Annotated in this window: 21 protein-coding genes and 1 pseudogene; 18 read left to right on the forward strand and 4 right to left on the reverse strand. The window is 65.3% G+C overall.

The window, feature by feature from the left end; all coding sequences use genetic code 11:
- Positions 1 to 61: 61 nt before the first annotated feature.
- The 15 genes from D7S89_RS05755 to D7S89_RS05825 all read left to right on the forward strand — a co-directional run bounded on the left by D7S89_RS05755 (position 62) and on the right by D7S89_RS05825 (position 16,692).
- Positions 62 to 952: a helix-turn-helix transcriptional regulator gene (locus tag D7S89_RS05755; RefSeq protein WP_121276532.1), complete on the forward strand. Its 891-nt coding sequence runs from the start codon at positions 62 to 64 to the stop codon at positions 950 to 952.
- 169 nt (positions 953 to 1,121) lie between these two features.
- The gene (locus D7S89_RS05760; protein WP_121276534.1) at positions 1,122 to 1,322 is read left to right on the forward strand and encodes a Flp family type IVb pilin; all 201 of its coding nucleotides are present in this window, start codon (positions 1,122 to 1,124) and stop codon (positions 1,320 to 1,322) included.
- 72 nt (positions 1,323 to 1,394) lie between these two features.
- Complete coding sequence (locus D7S89_RS05765; protein ID WP_121276536.1) at positions 1,395 to 1,868, forward strand: A24 family peptidase; 474 nt, start codon at positions 1,395 to 1,397, stop codon at positions 1,866 to 1,868.
- A 27-nt stretch (positions 1,869 to 1,895) separates the two neighbouring features.
- On the forward strand, positions 1,896 to 2,912 hold the full coding sequence (gene cpaB / locus D7S89_RS05770) for a Flp pilus assembly protein CpaB (protein WP_121276538.1): 1,017 nt from the start codon (positions 1,896 to 1,898) through the stop codon (positions 2,910 to 2,912).
- Positions 2,913 to 2,920: 8 nt separating this feature from the next.
- The gene (locus D7S89_RS05775; protein WP_121276540.1) at positions 2,921 to 4,354 is read left to right on the forward strand and encodes a type II and III secretion system protein family protein; all 1,434 of its coding nucleotides are present in this window, start codon (positions 2,921 to 2,923) and stop codon (positions 4,352 to 4,354) included.
- A gap of 42 nt (positions 4,355 to 4,396) precedes the next feature.
- Positions 4,397 to 4,780, forward strand: coding sequence for a CpaD family pilus assembly lipoprotein (locus D7S89_RS05780; protein ID WP_121276542.1), 384 nt, complete (start codon positions 4,397 to 4,399; stop codon positions 4,778 to 4,780).
- A 5-nt stretch (positions 4,781 to 4,785) separates the two neighbouring features.
- The gene (locus tag D7S89_RS05785) at positions 4,786 to 6,003 is read left to right on the forward strand and encodes a CpaE/TadZ family protein (protein ID WP_121276544.1); all 1,218 of its coding nucleotides are present in this window, start codon (positions 4,786 to 4,788) and stop codon (positions 6,001 to 6,003) included.
- 197 nt (positions 6,004 to 6,200) lie between these two features.
- Positions 6,201 to 7,523 (forward strand): TadA family conjugal transfer-associated ATPase, encoded by a 1,323-nt coding sequence (locus D7S89_RS05790; protein ID WP_245982768.1) that lies wholly within the window; start codon positions 6,201 to 6,203, stop codon positions 7,521 to 7,523.
- Positions 7,520 to 8,494, forward strand: a complete 975-nt coding sequence (locus D7S89_RS05795) for a type II secretion system F family protein (RefSeq protein WP_183085109.1) — start codon at positions 7,520 to 7,522, stop codon at positions 8,492 to 8,494. Before D7S89_RS05790 ends, D7S89_RS05795 begins: the two co-directional genes overlap by 4 nt.
- Entirely contained in the window at positions 8,491 to 9,423 is a 933-nt protein-coding gene (locus tag D7S89_RS05800) for a type II secretion system F family protein (protein ID WP_121276550.1), read from the forward strand. The genes D7S89_RS05795 and D7S89_RS05800 overlap by 4 nt, the downstream gene beginning before the upstream one ends.
- A complete protein-coding gene (locus D7S89_RS05805) occupies positions 9,420 to 10,535 on the forward strand; it encodes a tetratricopeptide repeat protein (protein WP_121276552.1) in 1,116 nt (371 codons plus the stop codon). Before D7S89_RS05800 ends, D7S89_RS05805 begins: the two co-directional genes overlap by 4 nt.
- An 8-nt stretch (positions 10,536 to 10,543) precedes the next feature.
- Positions 10,544 to 11,077, forward strand: coding sequence for a TadE/TadG family type IV pilus assembly protein (locus tag D7S89_RS05810; RefSeq protein ID WP_183085110.1), 534 nt, complete (start codon positions 10,544 to 10,546; stop codon positions 11,075 to 11,077).
- Positions 11,077 to 11,694, forward strand: a complete 618-nt coding sequence (locus tag D7S89_RS05815) for a TadE/TadG family type IV pilus assembly protein (RefSeq protein ID WP_121276556.1) — start codon at positions 11,077 to 11,079, stop codon at positions 11,692 to 11,694. Before D7S89_RS05810 ends, D7S89_RS05815 begins: the two co-directional genes overlap by 1 nt.
- Positions 11,695 to 11,701: 7 nt before the next feature.
- Entirely contained in the window at positions 11,702 to 13,345 is a 1,644-nt protein-coding gene (locus tag D7S89_RS05820) for a pilus assembly protein TadG-related protein (RefSeq protein ID WP_121276558.1), read from the forward strand.
- 122 nt (positions 13,346 to 13,467) lie between these two features.
- Entirely contained in the window at positions 13,468 to 16,692 is a 3,225-nt protein-coding gene (locus D7S89_RS05825; protein WP_121276560.1) for a hypothetical protein, read from the forward strand.
- 60 nt (positions 16,693 to 16,752) lie between these two features.
- On the opposite strand, the gene D7S89_RS05830 is transcribed toward D7S89_RS05825, so the two are convergent.
- Positions 16,753 to 17,544: a helix-turn-helix transcriptional regulator gene (locus D7S89_RS05830; protein ID WP_121276561.1), complete on the reverse strand. Its 792-nt coding sequence runs from the start codon at positions 17,542 to 17,544 to the stop codon at positions 16,753 to 16,755.
- A gap of 131 nt (positions 17,545 to 17,675) precedes the next feature.
- Between D7S89_RS05830 and D7S89_RS05835 the strand changes: the two genes are divergently transcribed.
- Positions 17,676 to 18,584, forward strand: a complete 909-nt coding sequence (locus D7S89_RS05835) for a helix-turn-helix transcriptional regulator (RefSeq protein WP_121276562.1) — start codon at positions 17,676 to 17,678, stop codon at positions 18,582 to 18,584.
- 110 nt (positions 18,585 to 18,694) lie between these two features.
- On the opposite strand, the gene D7S89_RS05840 is transcribed toward D7S89_RS05835, so the two are convergent.
- Positions 18,695 to 21,040: a cytochrome P450/oxidoreductase gene (locus D7S89_RS05840; RefSeq protein WP_121276564.1), complete on the reverse strand. Its 2,346-nt coding sequence runs from the start codon at positions 21,038 to 21,040 to the stop codon at positions 18,695 to 18,697.
- 117 nt (positions 21,041 to 21,157) lie between these two features.
- Positions 21,158 to 22,591: a cytochrome P450 gene (locus D7S89_RS05845; RefSeq protein ID WP_121276566.1), complete on the reverse strand. Its 1,434-nt coding sequence runs from the start codon at positions 22,589 to 22,591 to the stop codon at positions 21,158 to 21,160.
- A 378-nt stretch (positions 22,592 to 22,969) separates the two neighbouring features.
- Here D7S89_RS05845 and D7S89_RS05850 point away from each other — a divergent pair, with 378 nt between their 5' ends.
- Positions 22,970 to 23,665, forward strand: a complete 696-nt coding sequence (locus tag D7S89_RS05850; RefSeq protein ID WP_245982720.1) for a helix-turn-helix transcriptional regulator — start codon at positions 22,970 to 22,972, stop codon at positions 23,663 to 23,665.
- Positions 23,666 to 23,677: 12 nt separating this feature from the next.
- Here the strand turns inward: D7S89_RS05850 and D7S89_RS05855 are convergent, their stop codons facing one another.
- Positions 23,678 to 24,634, reverse strand: a complete 957-nt coding sequence (locus D7S89_RS05855) for a phosphotransferase family protein (protein ID WP_121276570.1) — start codon at positions 24,632 to 24,634, stop codon at positions 23,678 to 23,680.
- A gap of 164 nt (positions 24,635 to 24,798) precedes the next feature.
- On the opposite strand from D7S89_RS05855, the pseudogene D7S89_RS28255 reads away from it, so the two are divergent.
- A pseudogene (locus D7S89_RS28255) lies at positions 24,799 to 24,894 on the forward strand (AraC family transcriptional regulator); the annotation flags it as partial.
- Between the last annotated feature and the right edge of the window lie 63 nt (positions 24,895 to 24,957).

Raw genomic sequence — 24,957 nt, forward strand, 5'->3', positions numbered from 1 at the left:
GCCGCGAAGCGAAGCGCTACGCGCACGAACTCCCTGGAGATGGCACGTGACCCATTACGGCATGAGCGAAGCAGATATCGACCCATCCAACTTCATCATCTTCGGCGACGCCGATCTGTGCGCCGCAGCAGGCGCCCCACTCGACGAGGATGCCCCGGGCGGGCAACGGCTCGCGGGTATCGCACACGAGCTGGCCAAAGCCGAAACGGCCGAAGCGCGCCAAGCGCTCATGCGCGCCGCGCTACGCTCAGCCGGGTTCGATTCGTTGTGCTATATGCGGATTTCGCGGATCGGAGAGGCCGTGAGCCGCGTCGCTTATTTCAACGCGTACTCGGTTGCGGGCTGGGCGCAGCGCTATCTGCGCGAACGCTTTTTCGACATCGACGCTCGGCTTGCCTTCTCGAGCCGCCATGAGTGGCCGATGCTATGGGACCTCTCCTCGCTCGCCGTGTCGCCGGCCGCCACGGCCGCGAGCGGTCTGTCCGGAGCCGCGGCCGCCTCGCGCGCGGAACGCTTCGTCGCGGCCGCGCGCGAAGCCGGCATGTCGAGTGGCGTCTCGTTCGGCCTTGCTGCACCTGGCGCGCTCGACATGTGCATCGCGATGTTTTCGAGCTCGCACGTATCGAAGGCCCACATGCCCGACATGGCGATCGGTCACGCCTATGCATTGGCGGTCGGCCTGCACGAATTTCTGCTCGCACGTGCACCCCACATCCATCGCCAGGCACCGACCGCCCAGCTGAGCCCGATCCAGCGTTCCATCCTCGAGCTCGTCACGCTCGGACTCAACGACAAGGACATCGCCGAGCGTCTCAACACGTCGCATCACAATGTCGATTACTACCTGCGGCAGTTGAAGAAGCTCTACCACGCGGCCAATCGTGTGCAGCTCGCCTACATCGCAGGACGCGCGCTCGGCGCGGCCCCGACGATGACCGGTGCAAGTTCGTAGTCGTGTGCGTGTCTTCGCATCGCGAAGACACGCACCCTACGTATCATCGGATTTGAAGCCCCCTCCCGCACTGGCTATAGTTTCCCCATAGCAAGGCCGCACAAAAAGCGCGCCGCATAAGTATCAGAACATCAGTAATCCGAACCATACTTACGAAACGGGGTCATTCATGCGTGCTCTTCTGCGTAGCATCCAACGTGACGAACGCGGTGTCAGTGCAATGGAGTATGCCGTGCTTGCGGGCATCGTCGTCGTGGCGGTCGTCGCTGCCGGCTCGCTTCTCAACAACGGCACCACGGGCCTGCCAGGTCTCTTCAAAAATCTTCTCACCACGATCAACAAAGCTGGCACCCCGCCCGCCGGCGCCTAAGTCGCGTGAATCGTCGAAGCCGGTAGCGCACTAGACGGCGTTTCCGCGCGAACACGAGCACACCCTTTTGCCATGCTTGACGCACCCGGCTATGCCGCGTGCGCCGTCCTTCTCGCGCTCTCGCTCACGGACTTGCGCGCGCGGCGTTTGCCCAACCCGCTCGTAGCGGCGTTCGGCGTCCTTTACGCCGTGCATGCCTGGTCCGTCGCGACGCCGTGGACGGTGCTCGTCCAACACATCGCCACCGCCTTCGCCGGCTTTGCACTGGGCGCATGCCTCCACGCGGCCGGACGGCTCGGCGGCGGCGACGTCAAACTGGCCAGCGCGCTGCTGCTATGGGTCGGCGCACACGGCGCCATGCCGATGTTCGTGCTCGTGTCCCTCGCGGGGCTCGTCGTCGCGCTCGTCGGGCTGGCCGTCGACCGCTTCGTGCCCGCTCTGCCCTTCGCACGCCTATGGTCCGCACGGCGCGGCGTGCCGTACGGCGTCGCGCTTGCGATCGGCGGCTGGTGCGCCCTGTTGCCGCGGACCTGGCTTCCCGGATAAATCGTTCATCGCTTTGCGAGTCTAGTCATGTCGAGCACCGTGAAATTCGCATTGCTCGTGGCGCTCGCGGTCATCTCCGCGCTCGTGCTGCGTGCGCTGTACATCGCCGCGCAAGCTCAGCCCGCCGAGGTCTCCCCCACGCATCAACGCGTGCGCGTTGCCGCGGCGGACCTGCCCCCGGGTCTGCTGCTGCGCGACAGCGACCTCGCGTGGAAGGAGCTGCCGCGCAGCCAAACGCCGCCGCAAGCCGTGCGTCAGGGCGATACGACGACGCCCGACGTCGTCGGCGCCGCGATGCTGCACGCTGTCGCGGGCGGCATGCCCGTGACGTCCAAGGACGTCGTGTTTCCTAATGCGCCAGGCTTTCTCGCCGCAGCGCTCAAGCCCGATATGCGCGCCATCTCGGTCGCGATCGACGATGTATCGGGCAATGCCGGCCTCATCCAGCCGGGCGACTACGTCGATCTGATCCTCACGCAGAATCTTGCCGGCAAAACGGAGTCACCCCGGCTGTCGGTGTCGAGCGAGACGGTCGTCAATCATGCGCGCGTGCTCGCGGTCGGCTCGGAATTCACGCGACCGAAAGGCGACAACACGCAAGGCAGTGCCAATGCCCGCACCGTGACGCTCGAAGTGACGCCGCGCACCGCCGAAGTCGTCGCGATCTCGGCGCGGCTCGGCACGCTCTCGCTCGCGCTGCGCAGCTTCGCCACGCTCGTGCGCAATCCGTCCGATGAACACGCGGCCAGCGAAACCGCCGAAACCGCTCCCCCCGTATGGGCCGGCGACGTCTCGCGCGCCGTGCGTGCGCTGCCCACCGCCCCCGATGCGAACAGCTTGGCCGCGCGGGCCAACGCGGCGCCGGCCGTGCTCGTCTATCGCGGCTCGAACAAAGGCGATGCCGAGACGACAGCGTTGGCCACACCTGCCCAAACCGCAGCCGTCCCCCCCTCGGTGCCGCCGCTGCGGCTCGATACGCCTCCCGGCGAAGGCATGCCGCCCGTCGCGCAGCACAGCGCCCACACCGCCGGAGATACGCAATGAGTGCGGCTATGTTCGCAACCTTTGATCAAGCATCAACGCTTGCAGGCTTGCTCGCCGCTCGCCTGCGGGGGAAGGCGAACGCATCGTTTCGTCGATCCGTTCGTCTAGTCATATCGACGTTCGCGACCGTGGCTTTCGCCTGCCACGCCTTGCCTGCTTGCGCCGCCGATACGCTGACGATCACCGCTGGCTCCGGCGAGGTCGTGCAGTTGCCGGAGCCGGCCGTTGCCGTGTTCGTGGCCGACCCTGACGTCGCCGACATTCACGTGCCGACGCCGGGCGCGATCTTTCTGGTCGGGAAGAAGGAAGGTCACACGACACTGTTTGCGCTCGGCCGCGACAACCGCCAAATCCTGCGCCGCGCCGTGTATGTGCAGCGCGACCTCAGCGGGCTCGAAGCGCTGCTGCACGAGCGTTTCCCGCACCTGAAGCTCACGCTCGAATCAGCGCCTGGCTCGCTGATGGTGTCGGGCACCGTCAATGCGGCCGCCGACATCGATGCGATTACGCGCACGCTGACGCCCGCGCTCGGCGACAAGGAAACGCTGATCAACCACCTGACGCTTGCGCAACCGACACAGGTGTACCTGCGCGTCCGGATCGTCGAAGTCGACCGCAATGCCACGCAGCAGCTCGGCGTGAACTGGAGCGCTGTCGGCAGCATCGGCAATTTCGTCGTCGGCCTGATGAGCGGCCGCACGATTCAGGACGTGACCACGGGCGTCTACCAGTTGCCGCAGTCGAGCGCAGTCGGTGTGCTGGGTGGCTTCAAGACGGCCCATTCCAGCGTGCAAAATGTGATCGACGCGCTCGATCAGGACGGGCTGCTCACGATCCTGGCCGAGCCGAACCTGACGGTGCTCTCGGGTCAAACAGCGAGCTTTCTGGCCGGCGGTGAATTCCCGATTCCGGTCGCCCAGCAGCAAAACACGATGAGCATCGAGTTCAAGCCGTTCGGCGTGTCGCTTGCGTTCACGCCGACCGTGCTGGCCGATACGCGCATCAGCCTGAAGGTCCGCCCCGAAGTCAGCGAGATCGATCCGTCGACGAGCGTGACGACCAGTTCGATCACCGTGCCGGGTCTGTCCGTGCGGCGCGTGGAGACCACCGTCGAGCTCGCGAGCGGGCAAAGCTTCGCGATCGGCGGACTGCTGCAAAACGATACGCGCGACATCATTTCGCAGCTGCCCGGCCTCGGCAAGCTGCCCGTGCTCGGGCGTCTGTTCTCGTCGAAGAACTACCAGAACAACAAGACCGAGCTCGTCGTCATCGTGACGCCCTACCTCGTGCATCCGGCCGGCGCCGCACAAATGGCGACGCCGCTCGAAAGCGTGATGACGCCGGGCTCCGACGTCGAGCTGATCCTGCAACGCAAGACCAGCCTCGATCCGCTCGACGGCGCGACGCCACGGCTCGTCGGCGGCGCCGGATTCGTGTACTGAGGCCACCCGACCGACAACCGAAGACCGAAGAAGGCTCAAGTCATGCGCTCGAACCACCCCCTGCTCATCACGCTCTTCGCCATGCTGTTAGTTGTACTAAGCGGCTGCATGTCGACGCCGCCGACGCTCGGCATGCCCGGTGTCCCGGCCGTGCGTCTCGAGAACGGCCGCGCGCTGCCGCCCGACTGCGCGGCATTGAGGACGTCGAGCGACTTCCTCGATGCAGGCGAGCGGCGGCCCACGATGGCGTTCGGCTGCGCGACGTACACGAACCTCGCGGCGATGCTGGCCCGGCCTGCGGACCTGACCGACCCACTTCCGTTCGACGGCAGCGAACCGACGCTGGCCGCCAATGCCGTGCGCCGCTACGAAGCCGAGAAGCTGGCTCCGCTGCCCGCGACCAATACCTCGAACGTGAACAAGTGAGCACCATGAATTCCTTGCTCAACCTCACCTCGCCGCCGCGCAAGCACGCGCTGGTCGCCAATTTCGTCGCCTTCGTCGCCGACGCGCCGAGCGAGCACGTCATCGCGCGCTTCGCCGACGAGCACAACGTCGCCCATCCGTTCGTCACGACAGGCGGGATCGACGACGCGATTGCCCATCTGACGAAGATGGCTCGCTCGCCGTCGCATCTGATCGTCGACATCTCCGGCGCGGCGATGCCGCTGTCGGAACTCGATCGGCTCGCGGCCGTCTGCGAGCCGTCGGTGTCGGTCATCGTGGTGGGCGAGCGCAACGATGTGGGCCTGTACCGCAGCCTGCTCGAGCTCGGCGTGCACGACTATCTCGTCAAGCCGCTGACGCCCGAGCTGCTGCGCCGTGCGATCGGCGCGAATCGCGATGCGCCGCCCGTGCGTCAGCCGCGCACCGGCAAGGTGATCGGCTTTGCGGGCACGCGCGGCGGCGTCGGCGTGACGACCATTGCGACGAGCCTCGCCCATCATCTGGCCACCGTCGCCCATCGCCGCATTGCGCTAGTCGATCTCAATCTGCATGGCGGCACGATGAACACGCGGCTCGGCCTCAAGAGCAACAACGGGCTCGTCGACCTGCTGCGCGACACCGACCGGCTCGACCCGAAGCTCGTCGAGCGCTCGCTCGTCGTGCACGGTTCGCGCCTGTTCGTATTGTCGGCCGAGCTGCCTTACGGCGAATCGCTCCAGCCGCAGGAGGGTTCGCTGGCGGGCCTGCTCGGGCGCCTGAAACCGCACTTTCATTACGTCGTGCTCGACATCCCGGGCCAGGGCCATCCGCTCGCCGCTGCCGCGCTCGGCGAATCGCAGTTGCTTTATCTGGTCGCCGACGCGTCGATCCATTCGGCGCGCGAAGTCATGCGGCTCGCACGCTGCACCGACGGGCTCGCCCGCCCGCCCTCGCTGTCCGTCCTGCTGAACGCACCGACGCCGGCCGATGGCGCTCGCTTGAAGCCCGACGACTTTACGTCGGCGATCGGCCGCCGGGTGCTCGTCGACATGCCGTTCGACGGCGCGCTGCCGGTTCGCGCCGAGAACCTCGGCGAACCGATCGCGCTGCCGAAGTCGCGCTTTGCCGAGGCGATCGGCACATTGGCAAACAGCCTCAGCGGCCATGCACCGCCCGCCGTCCCCCGCTGGCACGAAAAGCTGTTGCGTCGAAGGAGCCGCTGATGTTCGGTCAGAAAAATCGCTTTGCGCGCATCGAGTCGGCCCGTAGCCTGGCCGCTCCCGAGCACGCCCCGCACCCGTCCGTGGCCGTGCTCGAAGCCGCGCCCCCCGGCCCGCGCGACTCGAACGCCTCAAACGACTCAAACGACTCAAACGACGCGCTGCCGACGAGCGTCGAATTACCCGACTCCGTGAGCCGCATGCCGCCTGAACCGGCGCTACCGTCCTCGCCCGCTGCGCCGAAGGCCGCACGCACCGAGACGCTGATCCGCTCCGACGGCTACCGGCTCATTCGTTCGCGCGTGCTGTCGTCGATGAACGTATCGGCCGCCGTCATGCAGACGCGCGAACAGGCGCAGCTCGAAATCGCCCGCATCGTGGCCAGCATCATCGAAGCCGAACGGCTCAAGATGACGATGATCGAGCAGTCGCAAATCATCGACGAGATGCTCAACGACATGTTCGGCGTGGGGCCCATCGAGCCGCTGCTCGCGGACGATACCGTCACCGACATCCTCGTGAACGGTGCCGATCAGGTCTACGTCGAACGGCATGGCAAGCTCGAGTTGACGCCGTTGAAGTTCCGCGACAACGCGCACGTCATCAACGTCGCCCAGCGCATCGCCGCTTCGGTCGGTCGCCGTGTCGACGAGAGCAGTCCGATGGTCGATGCGCGCCTGCCCGACGGCAGCCGCGTCAACGTCGTGCTGCCACCGCTCGCGCTCAAGGGTGCCTGCATCGCGATCCGTAAGTTCGCCAAGCGCGACATCACGCTCGCGCGCATGGTCGCGAACGGCAGTCTGTCGCGGCAGATGGCGCGCACGCTCGAGATCGGTGCCGCATGCCGGCTCAACATCGTCATATCGGGCGGCACCGGCTCGGGCAAGACGACGCTGCTCAATGCGATGTCGCACTTCATCGAAGCGCGTGAGCGCATCGTCACGATCGAAGATGCCGCCGAGCTGCAACTACAGCAGCCGCACGTGGTGAGCCTCGAAACGCGCCCGGAAAACGCGGAAGGCGCGGGCGCCGTCTCGCAGCGCGACCTCGTCCGCAACGCGTTGCGGATGCGTCCCGATCGCATCATCCTCGGCGAGACGCGCGGCTCCGAAGCGTTCGACGTGCTACAGGCGATGAACACGGGCCACGACGGCTCGATGACGACGATCCACGCGAACACGCCGCGCGATGCGATCACACGGCTCGAGAGCATGGTCATCATGGCCAACGGCAACCTGCCGCTGATTTCGATCCGCCGCCAGATCGCCAGCGCCGTGCAGCTGATCGTGCAGACCGAGCGCATGCGTGACGGCGTACGGCGCGTCACGCACATCACCGAGATCGTCGGCCTCGAAGGCGACGTGATCCTCACACAAGACTTGTTCACGTTCCGCTACGACGACGGCATCACGCACGAGGACGTCCGCGGTCGTTTCGAATGCTCGTCGCTGCGCCCCGAGTTCGCGACGCGCGCCTCGCACTTCGGGCTCGAAGACAGTCTCTTGAAGGCGATCCACGCATGACCCGCGCCAACGTGTTCGGCGTCGCCATCTTCATGACCGTGCTGATCGGCGGGTTCTTGATCGAGACCATCGCGCAATGGCGACGCACGCGACCCGCCGCGCTGATGCGCGCGCGACTCGCCACGCTCGAGGCGGGCGCGGCTTCGCTCGAACCAGCGCCTTCGGCGGAAGGCGCCGCGCTGTTTCGCGAGCGCAGGCGCACGGTGCGTCTGTGGGGCCGGCTCGACGAACGGATCACGCGCTTCGAAGTCGTGGGCGGTAAGCGCGGCGTGCAGGCCGCCATCGCGCTTGCCGTCGTCATGGCGATGGCTGCGCTGTTCGTCGGCTGTATCGACGTGGTGCCGTCCTGGGTCGCCGCCCTGCTGTTCGTCGCCCTGCCGCTCGCCTCGCTCGTGGCGACATTCCGCATGATGGCCGGGCGCTTGCGCATGCGCATGCTGAATGCGTTTCCCGATGCCCTCGACCTCATGGTGCGTGCGGTTCGCACGGGCGTGCCCGTCATGCGCGCACTCGAGATCGTCGCCGACGAATGCGCGCAGCCCGTCGCCGGCGAATTCCGCCTGATCGCCGACGCCCTGCAACTGGGCATCGAGCTCGAAACCGTGCTCACGAGCGCGATGCAGCGCCTGCGCATCCCCGAGTTTTCGTTCTTCTGCGTGGCGCTGCTGCTCCAGCGCGAGACGGGCGGCCCGCTCGGCGAAACGCTCGAGGGCTTGTCCGACATCATTCGCGCGCGCAAGGAAGTGCGGCAGAAGACGCGCGCGCTGACAGCCGAGAGCCGGCTCGCGAGCCGCATCATCGCGTGCGTGCCGCTGGTCATCTTCGGCGCGCTTTACTTGATCGACCGAGACTACGTGGGCGTTCTGCTCGATTCATCGGCGGGCCATCTGATCCTGATCGCCGCGGCCTCGCTGCTCACGACGGGCCTCGTCGTCATTCAACGCATCGCGCAACTGGACACACCGAGATGACGCTGACCCTGCTCGACGCCGTGCTCACGATGGCCGTGTTGGCATTCGCGGCGTGGGCATTCGCGCGCGGCCAACGCCCTGCCGCACGCATCGCGCGCCGCGCCCGCGCGTTGGCCGACGAGGCGCGCATCGCGCAGCCCGAGCTGGCGACGCCGCAGCCGTTCGCCAAACGCGTGGTGACACGCCTTGCCGTGCTCGGCGAACTCCTGCCGATCTTCGAAGGCCCGCATCGCAGCGACCTCGCGCGGCGCTTGACGCGCGCCGGCTTTCGCGACGCACGGGCAGTGTCGGTCCTGATCGGCGTGAAGGTCGTCGTCGGCCTGCTCGCCGCAGCCGTCGCGTTCGTCGCCGGCGGGCACGTGCCGTTCGTCGAACGCTGGTTCGTCATGCGCCTCTGCTCGGCCGGTGCCTTCTTCATGATCGGCATGATGCTGCCCGAGTTCGCCCTGCAAGCGCATGCGCGGCGGCGTCAGAAACAGATCGCCGCAGCGCTGCCCGATGCGCTCGATCTGCTCGTCATCTGCACGAACGCAGGACACAGCCTCGCCGCCAGCATCGTTCGAATCGCCGAGGAAATGCGCGACATCGCCCCCGCGCTCGCGTTCGAGCTCGAAACGACGGCACAGGAGCTGCGTCTCGACGGCGACAGCGTGGCGGTGTTGCGCAATCTCGCCGAACGTGTCGACGTGCCCTCGCTGCGCACGCTCACGACCACGCTGAGCCAGTCGCAACGCTACGGCACGCCCGTTACGCAGGCCTTGCAAGTGCTCGCACGCGCCGAGCGCAACGAGCACATGCACTTGCTCGAAGAACGCGCGGCGCGGCTGTCGATCAAGATCACGCTGCCGATGATGTTCTTCATTCTGCCGACAGTCATTCTCATTGCGGCCGGCCCGGCCGTGCTTCGCCTAATGACGGTGTTCAAATGACCGCTTCCGCTGCGTTTCCTCTCCGCCCCCCCTTGCGCGCCAGGCTGGCCGCGCTCGCCTGCGCCACACTGCTCGGCGCCTGCGCGCAAACACCCCAGGCGCCACAAGCCTTCACGCACGCACCGGCAATTCGCGCGACAACCAGCAGCGTCGGCGCATTGAACGACTTGTCGCTCGCGAAGAGCGCGCTGCAAAGCGGCGACTTGGCGCTGGCCACGTCGCTGTTCGAGAAGGCGCTCGACAAGAACCCGCGCGACGTCGACGCGCTCGACGGCCTCGCCACCGCGCTGTCGCTGACGGGCGATCTCGAACGCGCCAGGCATTACTACGAACAGGCCGCATCGCTCGCGCCGCAGCGCGTGACGCCGCTGCTCGGCTTGGCCCGCTTGTCCGTGCGCCAGCGCCGCCTCGACGAAGCCATCTCGCGCTACGAGCAGGTGCTCGAGCACGAGCCGTTGAATGCACTCGCCAGCGCGGGCCTCGGCACCGCCTATGCGATCAAGGGCGATACGCATCGCGCACAGACCATCTTCAGCGAAGCACTGCGTCAACATCCGAGCGACACGATGTTGACCGTCGATCTGGGCCTGGCGCTCGTGCTCGACGGCGAGCTGCGCAGGGGGGCGAATCTGCTGCTCAGCGTGACGGGCGATGCCAGTGCCCCCGTGCAGGCACGCCAGGATCTCGCGCTGGCCTATGGCCTGCTCGGCAACGACGGCGCGGCCGACCAGATCCTCATGCGCGATTTGCCGCGCGGATCGACCGACGACAACCTGACCTTCTACAAGGTCGTGCGCGCGCGCCTGCAACCGGGCTCGGGCGCCATGCCCGTCGCGACGCTGTCCGCGCCGAGGCATATCGGCGTGCAGCAGATCGCCCTCGAGCGGGCGGCGCCCGCTGTGCACACCGTGCCGGCATTGCAAGCGGCCGCCTCGACACTCGCCCCCGCCGCCCCGCGTCGGCGTGCTGCGATGCCCGAGCGCCTCGCGCAATACGACCCGCCGAAAACGCATCCCGCGCCCGCGTTGCAGCCGCCCCAGCAGACCGCCGCCGCGCCCGCACCGGAGCAATGGGAGCTGCACGGCCAGACCCCGCTCACCGGCATGCATTGAACACGACCATGCACGCCTCTCCCCCTCGCCTGCCATTGCACCGCCGTGCAGCTACTCAGCGCGGTGCGGTCGCGCTCGAATACGCGCTCGTGCTGCCGCTGTTTCTCGTAGCCGTCTTCGCAGTCTTCCAGTTCAGCGCCGCGTTCATCACGCAAGCGCTGCTCGACAACGCCGCACACCACGCTGCACGCCTCGCGCGCATCGGCACAATGACGGGTGGCCCGGGCAACTACGGTCCCAGGCTGACCGCGCTCGTCTGTGACGACCTGACCGTCGGCGGCCACAGCTTCGTGCCGTCGTGTGCACGGACGATCCAGATCTACGTCGCCGCGGCGAACTCGGGTGCCCCCGCAGGCAGCGGCTTTCTGACGTTGGCGCCGGCCACGGTGAACGGCACCACGATGACGCAAACGAAGGCGGCGCTCGGCCCCAGAGACGACGTCGTCCTCCAGATCGGCTACGCCTTTCCGTGGGCACTGTTCACGACCTCGGCCAACGCGATGCTCGTCTCGACCCTCGTATTCCAGACGGAGCCTTACTGATGCCGATACGCCTACGATTGCCCCAGCGGCTACGAGGGCTCTGCCGCGACACGCGCGGCACGGCCGCCATGGAGTTCGCGGTCGTGCTACCGATCATGTTCACGCTGTTGTTCGGCATCTATGAAGTCGTGCAGGTCGTGCGCGCCAACATGCAGCTCGCGAACACGGCAACCTCGATCGCCGATATGGTCGCGCAGCAAAGCGCCGGCGTCACGAGCGGGCCAGCCGGGTCCCTCGGCAACTTCTGCAAGGCGGCCCGGATGATGATGGCGCCGTTTCCGGCCGAAGCGACGAGCGGCCCCGGCACGTTCTCGGTCGCCATTGCGAGCTTGACGCACTACACGGCGGGCGGCGTGACGATCGACTGGGAAAGCGATGGGTCGTGCAAGGCCTCGGCAACGCGCCTCGGCGCTAGCGCGACCTCGCTGGCCACCTCGCCCACCAATCTTCTGCCCAACGCGGGAAGCCCTGGCGATAGCATCATCGTCGTTCAGGCTTCCTATCGATATCTTTCGGCGATCCAGTACGTGCTGCCGCTCCCTCTCGTGCTGAAGCAGACCGCGTTCGCGCGCCCGCGCGGCGATCAGCCCATCACGTGCACGGCGCCCTGCTCCTGAGGTCCGCATGTCCGTCCTGCTCGTTGCGCCCACCCGTTCACCTGCCCATGCCGGCTCGCTGCGTCGCGCTGTCGTTCGCTCGCCTCGCACTCGCGAGCGAGGCGCGACCAGCCTCACGTTCGCGCTGCTGCTGATTCCGCTTTTGCTCGTGGTCGGCTGTGCGATCGACTTTGCGCGTTTCGTCGAATACCGCAGCGCGCTGCAATCCGCGGCCGACGAAGCCGCGCTCGCGGGCGCGGCCGTCTTCTCCGATCCAAGCCACGGTCCTGCCGCCGTGGGCGTGGCTACGGAATACTTCCGCAACGCACTCCTGCCACCGAGCCTGTCTGTTTCCGCACCGAAGGTCACCGCGAACGCGAACGGCACGATCAATCCGGCACTCGGCACGGCGCCGGCCCATACGGTCACCGTCGCAGCAACAGCGACGGTCGCCACGACGCTGATGTCGCTCGTGATGCCCTCCGCGGCCTTGCATGTCACGGCCACGGCCGGCAACCCGATCGTCACGCCCCAGCTCGCGTTCACGAACGTCAATTCGATCGCCTGCGACGGCAACACCGCCTACCTGTACGAAGTGCCGCCCAACGATAGCGGCGTGGGATACGATTTCTCGAAGGTGCCGTCGTTCTCGGTCGCCTCGAACGGCGTCCAGGGCAACTACTACGAGATCGGCACGAGCTATCTGCCGGGCACGGCGAACGGCCAGTTGCCTGCGGGGCAGCAATTGCCCTCTTTCGGCGTGAATCAGCCGCTCGGCATCATGATGCGCAACGACACGAACGGCAACCTCAGCGGGTGCGGCGCCCCCGTCACGGGCGCGAACTCGTATGGTGCGCCGAACGGCGGCTCGCAGGCCTTCTATTCGTCGCTGCTGCTCAACAAGCAGCCGCCGAGCCAGTTCAGCAACTATCACTACCAAGTCACCGTGACTTCGGTGATTTGGTCGGACCGCACGGAGATCGCGTCGGTCACCACGACGCTGCCGCCCAGCATTCTGTATCCGAATGGCGCGACGATTTCGGAACCCATCGAAGGCGACGCGAAGTACAACACCCTCGCAACGTACCTCGGCATCAACGATCCGTCCTCGGGCTACTCGAACTGCACGGCGATTACGTCGACGGATTCCTCCGAGTCCCATGCATCCGCCAGGTCGCGCACGTTCGCCGTGGCGCACTCGGTCCGCCTGCCGACCACGACGACTACGTATCAATGCGAGACGCAATATCCGACGAACACCACCTCGTCCACGCCGAATTGCCTGCTGTACGTGCAGACGGGTGTGTCGCCTCAGTACATCGCTGGTTTGTCGGACTCGAGCCCTGTACCGCAAGAAGCACGTGGCAATTGCTTCCCGGTGCAAGGCGGCGGCACGCAATACGCTGCGCCGAGCTGCGCGCAGCTGTCGGCCCTCGCGGTGACGTCGGGTAACTCGCCGGTCTCGCCAGCCGCGGTGTTCTGGTGGGACGACGGCGGCGGCGTGGGGCCCAACGAGCACTATTACCTGCCGCAGGGACACTGCTCGGCCTCCAGCGTCAATGGCCCGGGCTATGGTGAGGATTGCCTCTACAAGAACAACTTTTTCGCCGCGATCTGCACGGTCAACGGCGGCAGCGGCTCGGGCCTCACCGAGGTCATCCTCACACAATGAAACTTTACGGCCCGCATCCTACGAATATTCGTAAGGTGTTCGAACTAATTCATTTAATCTGACATTTACAGGTCATCGTCGAATGCGAATCTGTGCGCCCAATGAACTCCCATTGAGCGAACATGACCGTTCATCTCGACACCTACGGCCGTGTACTGCCCGCGGCCGACACCACCCCGCCCATCTCGACGCCCCCGGCCTCGATTCACCTCTTTGCCGGGCAAAAACTGCTGCCCGGTCAGTGCATCCGCTCATCCGACGGCCGCTTCGAGTTGGATATGCAAAAGGACGGCAACCTCGTCGAGTACGACCTCACGACGCACGTCGCCGTATGGGACAGCAAGACCGACAACTCGGAGGCGACGGTCGCCGTCATGCAAAAGGACGGCAACCTCGTCCTCGACAAGGTCGACCCCGATACGATGTGCGTGACCGGCAAGAACGCCGTTTGGAGTTCGCACACGGACGGCAACGACAATGCCTTCCTGACGCTGCAACCGAGTGGCGAGTTGACGGTCGAATCGTCGTCGGCCTCGACGTTGTGGCATTCGGGCGTGCCGCTGCCCGAAGTACCGCCGCCGCAGCAGCCGATCGCGCAACCGTCCACACCGCCCGACGCCGACGCAAACGCCAAGAGCGCCGTCGGACTCTTCACGCCGGGTCAAGGCGAGGCCGGTCTCAAGCAATATCCGCTCGCACCGGGACAAAGCCCCTACTCGTTGTTCAAGGAACATAACCTGTTCGCGCAGCCCGATCTGACCGACTCCGATCCCGTCGTCAATGCCAACCTGGCGGCAACGCCCACGCTCGACCCGCAGGCATTCGGCAGCCGCCCAGCGAATCCGCCCGACGCGGCCAAGAATTTGCAGGTTGGTCAGCCCGTCACGATTCTCGACCCCACGCGCCTTCAATACCTCGAAACACAGCGCTCGCAATTGCAGCAGTTCGAACATGCCACGCGCGACGCAAAGGACGATCTGCGCGATGAGCTGACGGCGACGATCTATCAGGAACTCGATTACGCGGGCACCCAGCAGTCGGTGCCCGATACGACCGCGCTCGCGGCCTCTATTCGTGCACGTGCGCCGCAGGATACGGCATTCCAGAACGCTGTCGACGACGCCGTGAAGCGCTACGACCAGACCCTGCAAACCCAGGGCCGCACGAGCGATATGCTCGGCCGCGTCAACGCGGCGGCGAGCTCGGGCGACTGGGCGCACGTACGCTCGCTCGTGGCCGATCAGATCACGTCCGGCGTCGGCAAGGACGAAGGCTCGACAGCGCTCGGCGACATTACCGCCCGCGCGAGCGTCTATCTGACCTATGCGGGCGGCGATCCGAAGTTCGCGCAGGCCGTGCAGTCGGGCATTGCGGATGCGCAGCACACGGTGCTCGTCGATCGTCCGGTGCAGGCCGTCGTCGACGCGTATCACACGCAGGGGGCCGGCGCCGCGATGGATACCTTGAGCCGGGTAACCGACCCGCAGACCGCCACGATGGCTCAGGTCGGGCAAATCATGGCCGACCCGCGCGTGCAGCAAACCGTCAAGCAAGTGCTCGGTGACGTGGCCGCATGGCAAGGCGACGACAAGCTCAACCCGACCCGCGTCATGCAACCGCTCTCCGCCGCATGCCAGCATGCGATCGAAAGCGACGGCGGGCACAATGGTCTCGGCAAGCAGGCCGTCGATGCGATCGCCACGAACATCGTCGCGCAAGCCGACGGCACACCGCCGGGGCACGGGCTGGACGTGTTTCAAAGCGCCCCGCTCACGCAGCAGATGTTCGCCGATGCCGCACGCCAGGGCAACGTCGCGCTTGCATTCGCGGTCGGCGCGCAAGCCAAGCTTTACCGCAACCCGATGTATGCGAGCGGCGCGCTCGACGGCGCGCGCCAGGGGCTCGATGCGGTCCTCGGCTCGGTCGGCTCGCTGAAGAAGAAGATCGAGAAGGACGGCGCATTCATCGGCGAGCCGCTCGCGACGTGGGGCGGCGACAGCACGCCTGAACAACAGAGCCAGCTCATCGATACGCTACTGGCCGAGAACTCTGACGACGCGAAGAAACTCGAGGACGATTCAGGCTCGATCCCTGCCTTGCAGGAGACGGTCGATGGCGCGCAGTCGGCCATTCAGGCCTATGGCGGCGAACTAAAAGGCGTCGAAGGGTTCGATACCGACGTGCCGACCAAGTGGCAGCCTGGGCAGTACCAGTGGTCGGTCAGTGGCTCGCCGAGCATCACCAAAGCGTTCGACGGCATCGGCAAGCTCGGGCTGCTCGAGCCCTCGAACCAAGGCGAGCCGACCAACACACTGTGGCTGCAACGCTCGATGCGCAAGGTCTACGAGCAACTCGGCAAGCGCCTGATCGCGGGCATGGCCTCCGGCTCCGACGCCATCTTGAGCGCAGGCGGCGCCAAGCTCACGCAATCGGTATGGTCACGCTTGAACAAGGGCGTCGGCGCCGTGCTGTATTTTCAGAACGCCGCCTATACGCTCGGCAATATCAACGAAGGTGGCCTGCTCCCGGCATTGCAAAACGGCGCTTCGGGCATCCGACAGGATCTCGGCGGCATCTCGTATGCGCTGGCGGCCGGCATCCCCAACGGCAAACTCGACCTCATCCGCCCGAAGTCAGGTGAAACACCGCTGGCCAAGAGCTATAAGGCACTCGTCAACCAGCTCGACGGGCTCGACCTGACCGCCAAGGCGAGCGGCACGCTGAAAGTGTCGCTGAAGCTGGCGATGCAGAACACGTCGGACTTCGCCTCGGCGATCCTCGGCTTGACCGAGGCGGCGCAGAACTTTCATGACGGCAAGACGATCCAGGGCGTCGGCAACTTGCTCAATGCGGCCGGCTACGCGGCATTGCTGACGGGTCCCGGCATCGACGCGTCGGAACTTCCGGCTGGCGCGCGCGTGCTGGGTCTGGCCGGCGATACGTGGGATCTGATCGGCGGCCCGGCCGTCGCCGTGGCGGCCATACTCGTCACGAGCGCCGACGCCTACGACCACTCCCACGAGCACGATGGCAACGATGCGCAGATGCTCAAGGCGATGGGCGTCAAAGGTCCGATCGCCGATCAGCTCGCCAAGCACGCGACGTCGTTCGACGGCGCACCGCCGAGCGCCGGCGCGTTCCTGACTGCCTACTTCAAGAACGCGAACGCCTCGCAGGATGAAATGGTCGCGTGGCTCAACACGCTGAGCCCGCATGATGCCGATGCGATGGCGAGCGCGTTGAAGGCCGGCGACGGCCTCTGGCAGAAGGAGCCGATCGCGCAGGCCTCGCAGCAATTCGACGACGCACTGCTCAACTACGGCATCATGCCGCCCGTGCGTTTCTGACCTCCCCGTGCGCGGCCGCTCCCTTGTCGGCGGGCGGTCGCGCACGGTTGGTCTGCAGACCTAATGCTTCCATGCCAGGCGCGCCGCCATGTAGACAAGCTGCGCGCGATTTTCGACGTTGAATACCTTTTGCAACATCTTGACGTGATAGCTGACTCGATGCAGCGAAGTCGACGTGGCATCGGCGATCTCCTGGTCCGACAGCCCCGTGACGAGCCGCCCGAGTACGGCGGCCTGCTCGTCCGTCAATGTGATCGCGCGCGCGCGGCGCACGCACGCGTCGATATAGGGCTGCATGAACCGATGCACGGTCAGCGCCACAGCCAGCGCGCCGCCGATCGCGCGATCGTCGATCCATTCGGTGTGGCTCGCCTCCGACGTCATGCTCACGGCGACACGCAAATCGGAATGAAATGCCGACAAATTCATAATTAGGCCGCAATTCATACCGTGTGCTCGCAAGCTCGCTGAAAGCAATCGTACGCGCGGATCGCTCATATCGCTTTCTTTCACATTGAGTTGGTCGGCTTGCCATATCGACGGCAAACCGTTTTGCCGCATTCCGATATAGCGGGGATCGGTTTCATAGAGCTTTTCTTTCAAATAGGCGCGCGCAAAGGAGACATTGGACAAATCGCGCAACGAATACGCGCGCAACATGCGGCGCCCAATCATTTCGTAGGCGATGTAGTTGAGCGTCCTGAAGCCCACTTGGCGCAGCCGTGTGCGGCACTCGAGCAGTTCGGCGGTATGGCGCTCGAGGTCCGCAGCCGGATCGATCTGTTGCAAATACGCAAGTGCTTCCGTTTGCGTAAACCACACAACTGTTGGAAATCCGTCATCGGGTGTCATAGGGATTCGTGTCTCGCTGCCGACATGTTTTTTTATGCTTATTATTACGCGATGTTACGCATGAGATGTCGGCAATCACGCATTGCCGCTTATCGCGAAGCAAAAAGCAAATCTCGACTGGAGGCTCTTCGATGCATCACGCCGCATTGCGCGAGAACGACACGGCATTCATTCCAGCCCCGCATGTGCTCGACTCCGAACAGCCGAACGTGCCGGGCAGAAGCAGCCTCACCGAAGTCGTTTGGTGCAACGACCCACGCCAGCCGATCGCGATGCAGCAGCAAGGCCCTCGCCTCGGTATCGCTGCGGCGCTCGCCGGTGCGCACAATGCGGCCGAGCGTCATCGCATCGTCAGCGCGCTACTGCATCTGATCGGCTTCTCGACGTTCGCCTACGTCGCACTCGAGCTCACGCGCGAGCGCGTCGACCGTCTGTTCCTGCACGAAGCATTCATACCGCCGACGTACCGGGGCGACTATGTACGCCAACGCTACCACGAGATCGATCCGCGCACCCTCGGCGCACGCCGAGCGAACGCGCCGATGGTGTGGGATCTGCACCATCTTCGCGAGCAAACGAAGGACGCCGACCTGGTCAGTATCGACCAGGGCCACGAAGCGTTCGAGGGGTTCCTCTCGATGATGCGCGACGACGGCATGTGCAGCGGCCTCATGTTCCCGATGGCGATCCCGGGTACGCGCATGCATGCGTTCATGAGCTTCACGGCACCGCGGCGCAATCGCGACTGGATGACCTCGACGACGATCGAGCAGGCGCTGTCGATCGGCATGTCCGTGCATACGTTCGCGTCCTCGCAGCTGCTCGCGGCCGCGCGCGAGCGCTCGCCCAACGGGCTGACGCCGTTCGAACGCGAACTGCTCGTCGGCATTGCCGAAGGTGCCTCGGACAAGGAGATCGGCCGCCGCCTCGACACGAGCCAGCACAACGTCGACTATCACCTGCGCAAGCTGCGCAAGCGCTTTAACGCAGCCAACCGTATCGAGCTGACCTACCTGACATCCAAGCTCGAGCTGATCTGAACGCGTTGCCTTGGCTCAGTCGCCGCGCTTCGATCGGTTCGCAGTGCAGATCTTCCGCCCCTCGACACGCGGCTACGCTGTGCCGCCGTCGAGCAGGTCGGCGCGCAGCGCTATAGCTCGAGCACGAGCTTGCCGCCCTTGGCGCGCGAACAGCAGGCCATCATACGAGTGTTCGACTCACGTTCCGACTTGCTCAGCACGGCATCGCGATGCTCGACCTCACCGGCGAGTACGTGCACTTCACATGAACCGCATAAGCCTTCCTCGCAGCCGCTCGGCACGTCGACGTTGTGCTTGCGCAGCACGCCGAGCAATGTCTGGCCCGCCGGCACCGTGAGCTGCAGCGCCGAATCCTCGAGCTCGACTTCGAACGCCTGATCATGCGTGTGATCGAGCGGCGTGAGCACCGACGCGAAGCGTTCGATCCGCAGTGAATCAGCAGGCCACGCGGCGCTCGCGAGTTCCAGCGCATCGAGCAGCCGCGCTGGCCCGCAGGCATAGACGGGTGTCCCCGGTTCGACGCGCAGCGCATCGAGCGTGTTGCGCGTCCCTTCCTGCGATACGTACAGATGCAGTCGCGCGCCATGCTGCTGCACCAGCTCGTCGAGCAAGACCATCGACGCCCGCGAGCGACCGCTGTAGTGGAGTTCGTAGTCGAGGCCGAGCGCCTTTGCGCGGTGCGCCATCGCACTGATCGGCGTGATGCCGATGCCGCCCGCGACGAAGATCGCCTTGCGGGCCTGCTCGTCGAAACGAAAGTGATTGCGTGGGCCGCGGATACGTAACGATAGCCCGACCTTCGCATGCGCATGCAGCCATGCCGAACCACCGCGGCTGTTCGGCTCGCGCAGGACCGCGATCTCGAACGCGCGCGCATCCATGGGATCGCCGCACAGCGAATACTGCCGCAACAGTCCCGCCGAGCCGCATTCGACGTCGATGTGCGCGCCTGGCGTCCAGCGTGGCAGCGCCCTTCCGTCCGGCGCTTCGAGGCGAATCCGGATGATGTCGTGTGCAGCTTGATCGATGGATGCGATCGTCACGGTACGTGTGACCGCTTGCGCCGACGGCTCGCCGATGCGCACGGCAGCACGCGGAGTCAGCGCCGCACGATCGGCCCGCTCAGGATTGAGCATCGGGTCCCATTCGACGCATAAATGCTCGGGACCACGAAACGACGTGTTGGGGACGTACGTGAAGCGCTGCTTGGCCAGCCGCATGTGCGGCAGGCGGCGGGTGAACTCGTCGAGCAGGATCTGCATCTCCATGCGCGCGAGGTTCTTGCCCATGCATTGATGGGCGCCATAACCGAACGTGAGGTGATCGCCCGCATTGTCGCGGCGAATATCGAAGCAATCGGCATCGTCGAAACGCCGTTCGTCGTGATTGGCCGACGACGTGACGATCAGCAGCTTCGCGCCAGCCGGAATGTCGACCCCGCCGATCGTGACGTCCTTCGTCGCAAGTCGACGCCAGGCCGCGATCGACCCGTTATGACGCAAGCACTCCTCGACCGCGTTCGGAATGAGGCTCGGGTCTTCGCACAGATCGCGCCATGCATCGGGATGCTCGAGCAGCAGCTTCAGGGCGTTGGCCGTCGCATTGGCCGTCGTCTCATGCGCGGCAACGATGCCGGCCATCATCATCGAATGCAGATACGAATCGGTGACGACCTCGGGCAACGCCTTCTGCTTGCGAATACCGTATTGCATCCAGCCCGGATTGCCCGGGTCCTCGCGCATCTTCTCGAGCACCTTGCCCGCGAATTGCCAGAACTTGCCGACCGCGCGTGCGACCTGCACCTGCTCGTGGGGCTGCGGCCGGCCCCAGGTGTTGACCGTGTGCGCGATCGAATATTGGCGCAGCATGTCCATGTCTTCCTCGGGGACGCCGAGAAAGTGCAACGCCACCGTCAGCGGCACCTCCCACAGCATCTGATCCACGAGATCGGCATGGCCGTCGTCGATGAAGCGGTCGACATACTCGCGCGCGAGCCGCCGCACGAGCGGTTCGTGCTGTTTGAGCGCCTCAGGTGTGAACGGCTCCATCAACGCGCGACGACGCGGCATATGCGCGGGCTCATCCTCGTTCACGAGCGTGCGGTTCATTGCGTAGCCGTACGATGCGAGCACCGCGTTGGCCTCGGGGCCGGTCGGCGTGATCTTTTCGAGCGCGATCGACGGACTGAACGTGAGGTTGTCGCGGAAGACAGCCTTGATATCGTCATAACGCGTGACGACCCAATAACCGAGCTTCGGGCTGTAGAAGACAGGCTCCTGCTCGCGCGCCCAGCGCACGTATTCGGGCGGGTCCTGCTGATAGCCGTCTTCGAACGGATCGAACGCGCTAGCGCGCGGACTGACCGGGCAGCCGGTCGGCGTCAGCGGCGCGTCCTGGGCAACAGCCTGATGGAACGGACACTGGCCGACGCGGTTCGGCTCGGTGGCATCGCTCATGCTCCCCTCCTGCGGTTCTCCTGCACTCGGCGCGAAATCGCACTCGCGCTGGCGTAACTATAGCGAGTGGACGCAACGGACCCACGCGAAGTGCCGCATTCCGGGGAGCGAGTTTGATCAAGCCGGCACGGAGGCCGCCGACGTGACGGTCAAATGCACCGGCTGATCTGGCCGCAGCATGACGTTCATGACGGGCCGCGGGGCCGTCATGCCTTCCGGCACTGACAGGTTGAAGCGCTGCAGCACCATCGCAGCGATAACCGTCATCTCCGTCATGGCCAGGTGTTGCCCCAGGCAAACTCGAGGACCGATGCCGAACGGCGAATAAGCCCCGCGTGGAATCTCAGGTGCCTCGGGGCCAAAGCGATCGGGGCGGAAGGCGCTTGGCTCCGGGAACCATCGAGGGTCGTGATGCATGAGTTGCACTGGCACCAGGAACATGGTTCGCGCCGGCAGTTGCCATGCCCCCAGGGTGATGGGCTTCGTGCTTCGGCGACTGAAAAGTACGGCCGCAGTCGGATAGAGGCGCTGCGTCTCTTTGATCGTCTGGGTCAGATAATTCAGCGATGGGAGCGTGTCTGGCGTCGGCACCTGGCCTTGCAGAATCTGCGCGACTTCGGCCCGTGCAACGGCTTGTGCTTCCGGGTTCGATGCCATGCACCATGCCCACCAGACCAACGTGGCTGCTGTCGTTTCATGTCCGGCTAGGAACGCCGTCATGCACTCGTCACGGACGGCTTGCAGCGGCCACGCCGACGCATCGCTCTCGTGCAGCGCTAGAAGCCGGGTCAGCAGATCGTCGGGCCTTGCGTGACGCGGCACCTTGAGCCGTGTTTGCAGATAGCGTTCAATCAAGCCCTTCAGATCTGCTAGCGCTTGCCGCTTGGCGCGTTTCCAGGGCACCCAATCGGGCAAGCTTGCGGGCCAGTAGAACTCGGCGTTGGCCGCTGCGCTGACGACGCGGACGGCGTTTTCCGCGATGCGGGCATCCGCGCCGATTCCGCCCGAAAACGTCATCTGCAGGATCACCTCCATGGTCAGCGACGTGAGTGCGCTTTCGATGGGCCAGTGCGGGTCGTCCGTTGGCCACTGCGCAAGGGCCTGCTGAGTGGTGGCGGCCATGGTCGGCAAGAAGGCTTGCACGGCCTTCGGCGAAAAACTCGATTGCAAGGTGTGTCGCTTGTTGCGCCAGGCGTCGCCTTCGGCAGTGAGCACGCTGTGCCCGTGCAATTGAGAAAAAATGCGTATGCCGCGCTCCCAACGAATCAGCGCGTCATGGTGCGTGAGCAGCAGCTCGCGCGCGAGTTGGGGATCGGTGACGACGATCTCATGTTCAGGCCAGAAGCGCAGATGCACCACGTCGCCAAACTCCCGTTGCCATGCAGTCAGCGTGCCAAGCAGATCGCGCGACATTTTGTTCAGCAAGCTCCAGCCGGTGAGGCCAGTAGGTGGTCCGGGAGGCCATACGCCGGGGGGATTGAGAGGGATTGCGGCCGTCGGGGACGGCGCGTCCTGATGGAATGGGCAGCCGGAGGACGTTGGCGAATTCATGGGGCACCTACGAGTCACAGTGAAGTTACGTGTTATCCGATGTCGTGCACCTCGGATGATTCGCCAATGGACGCCCCCTGTCTTGAACGCAAACGACATCGACACGCGTGCCATGCCTGCCTATACTGCGCGGTCATGTCCCTCGAGTTGCCCCCCACACTGCGACCATGCCCCGCTCCCTCCGAGCGCGCGGCCCGCGCATTGCGCGACGGCGAGAGTCCTCACACACGGCTATATCTGGCGCCGCCTGCGTTGCAAGGCGCGATCGTGGCCATCGTCTGTCGAGATACGCGCGGCTTCGAGTTGAGCGACGCTCAGCGCTTATCGCATTTCCCCGCCTCAGCGCTCGTGTGTCTTTCCTGGTACCAAGGAGTCGATATGGGGCTCGTGGAACAGACCGACGACGGTCCCACGTGGCAGCCGTTTGGTACGGCGGTCACGCTGTCGGGCAGCCAGTCCCGCCCCACCATAAGCTGGGCGCCGACCACCGGGCACGGGGGCATGGTGTGCTTCACCGCGGATGCGGCGCAGGCATTGTTCGACCTTGATTTGTCCGCGGTCCAGGACCGCTTTGTCGATGCCCGCGAACTGCTTGGCGAGGCTTGGCGGCCGTTCCTGGAGGCACTGCTCGAGACCGATGGCGATGCGCAAGCGCTGGCCGTGCTGGAGCGGTATCTTTCGGTGCGTTGGCTCGCGCTACAGGGCCACCGTTCGGTGATGTCCTCGCTGCGCCAGGCCGGGCGCCATTGGGTCGGACGCCTCGCTTGGCAGGCCCACGAATGGCGGCGAACACACAGTCCGCGCCAAGTCGAACGCCGCATCAAGGCGTACAGCGGGCGCTCATTGCGTGAGTGGCAATCGCTCGTCAAAACGGAAAGTGCGTTCTTTGCGGCGCGGGAGCGGTACGACGCTGGCCAGCCCTTCGACTTGGCCACGCTGGCTCATAACGAAGGCTTTGCCGACCAAGCGCACTTGAGCCGCGCGGTCAAACGCATCTCCGGGTTCTCGCCCAGCGAGTTCGCCCAGCGCTTTATCGAAGACGAATCGTTTTGGGTGTATCGGCTGTGGGTGTGAGCGAAGAAGGCTTCACGCGCTTTCCGCCGCGCTCAGCATCCGTTCGAGAACTGTCGTCAGCCTGCGCACGCGCTCGACGTTGCGCTGCCCGATGGCAAGCGAGAGAAAACCGATGATCCACAGAGACGCGTAAAAAGCCGTCGCGCGAATGCACTCGCCCTCGGGCGCCCAGCAGCGCAGCAGCGCCTCGGCATAAGGGCGGCCGCGCTCTCCCACCTCAGTGTCGATGTGCGCGAGCGTCGCACCCAACACGAGCAGCGGATCGCCGTAACATACCGTGTCGAAGTCGATCAGACCACTCAGCTCGCCGCCGTCCACCAGTACGTTTTTGATTGTCAGGTCGTCGAGAAAGCAGGTCGGTCGCAGCGTATCGAAATATCCCTCGAGCGAGGCACGCACGAGGCCGAGGCGCGCGCGAAAGCGATCAAGCGGAGTGGCATCCGTGCGCGCGAGCGTGGCGACGAGAAGTTCGGTCGGCGCGAGTTCGCCAAAGACCTCAGTCCAGCGTGCATGGGGCGCGCGAGCGCCGATCGCACCCCAGCCGAATCTGCCCTCCGCAGCGGCGGGCTGCCATTGCCCAACCCGGCACTGGAACTCACATAGAGTTTCCGCAATCCGTTCGGTTTGCCTCGCATCGAGCGAGCCGAGAACATAGTAAAGATCGCGCCCGGGAAGCCAGTCGAGCACCACGAAATCGCCGCCCGCGGGCGTGACGCCTTGCGCGTGGACTTCCTGCACCGGCAGTCCGAGGCCCCGCAGCACGGCGAGATTCGAACGGGTATGCAAAAAGGTTCCCGCCTCCGGGCTCGCGCGCACCGCCAGCGAACGACCGCCGGCCATGCGCGCGCGATACACCGCGTTGCCGCTGTGAGTGAACGCCTGGCGCTCGAGCCGTAGCGGCCGCTCACCGAGTGCGTCCTCCATGCATTGCGCGATCGCCGCGTCGTCGTTGCCGCCCTGCTCGCCCATCTCGATACCTACCCTGCCTCAACAGGGAAGGATTTAAGCAACGGGGGCTACTCGCGGCAATTGCTCGAATATTAAGCAATGTTGCCGTCGTTATCAGGCGTCCTGCGCAGACGGTGCTGGACCGTCACCGCTGTCATGGAACGTAACGGCCTGAAAGATTCCGCCGTGCGACCCAACGCATCACCGGGTTTTCGCCAAGTGAGTTCGCCCGGCGCTTTATCGAGGACGAATCGTTTTGGGTGTATCGATTGTGGGTGTAAGTGCCCACGGGCCAAGTGGTGGCTTCTTATCCCTCGCTGATGCAGGTCCAATGTCGATCGACC

This window comes from Trinickia fusca (assembly GCF_003628145.1).
Lineage (GTDB): Bacteria > Pseudomonadota > Gammaproteobacteria > Burkholderiales > Burkholderiaceae > Trinickia > Trinickia fusca.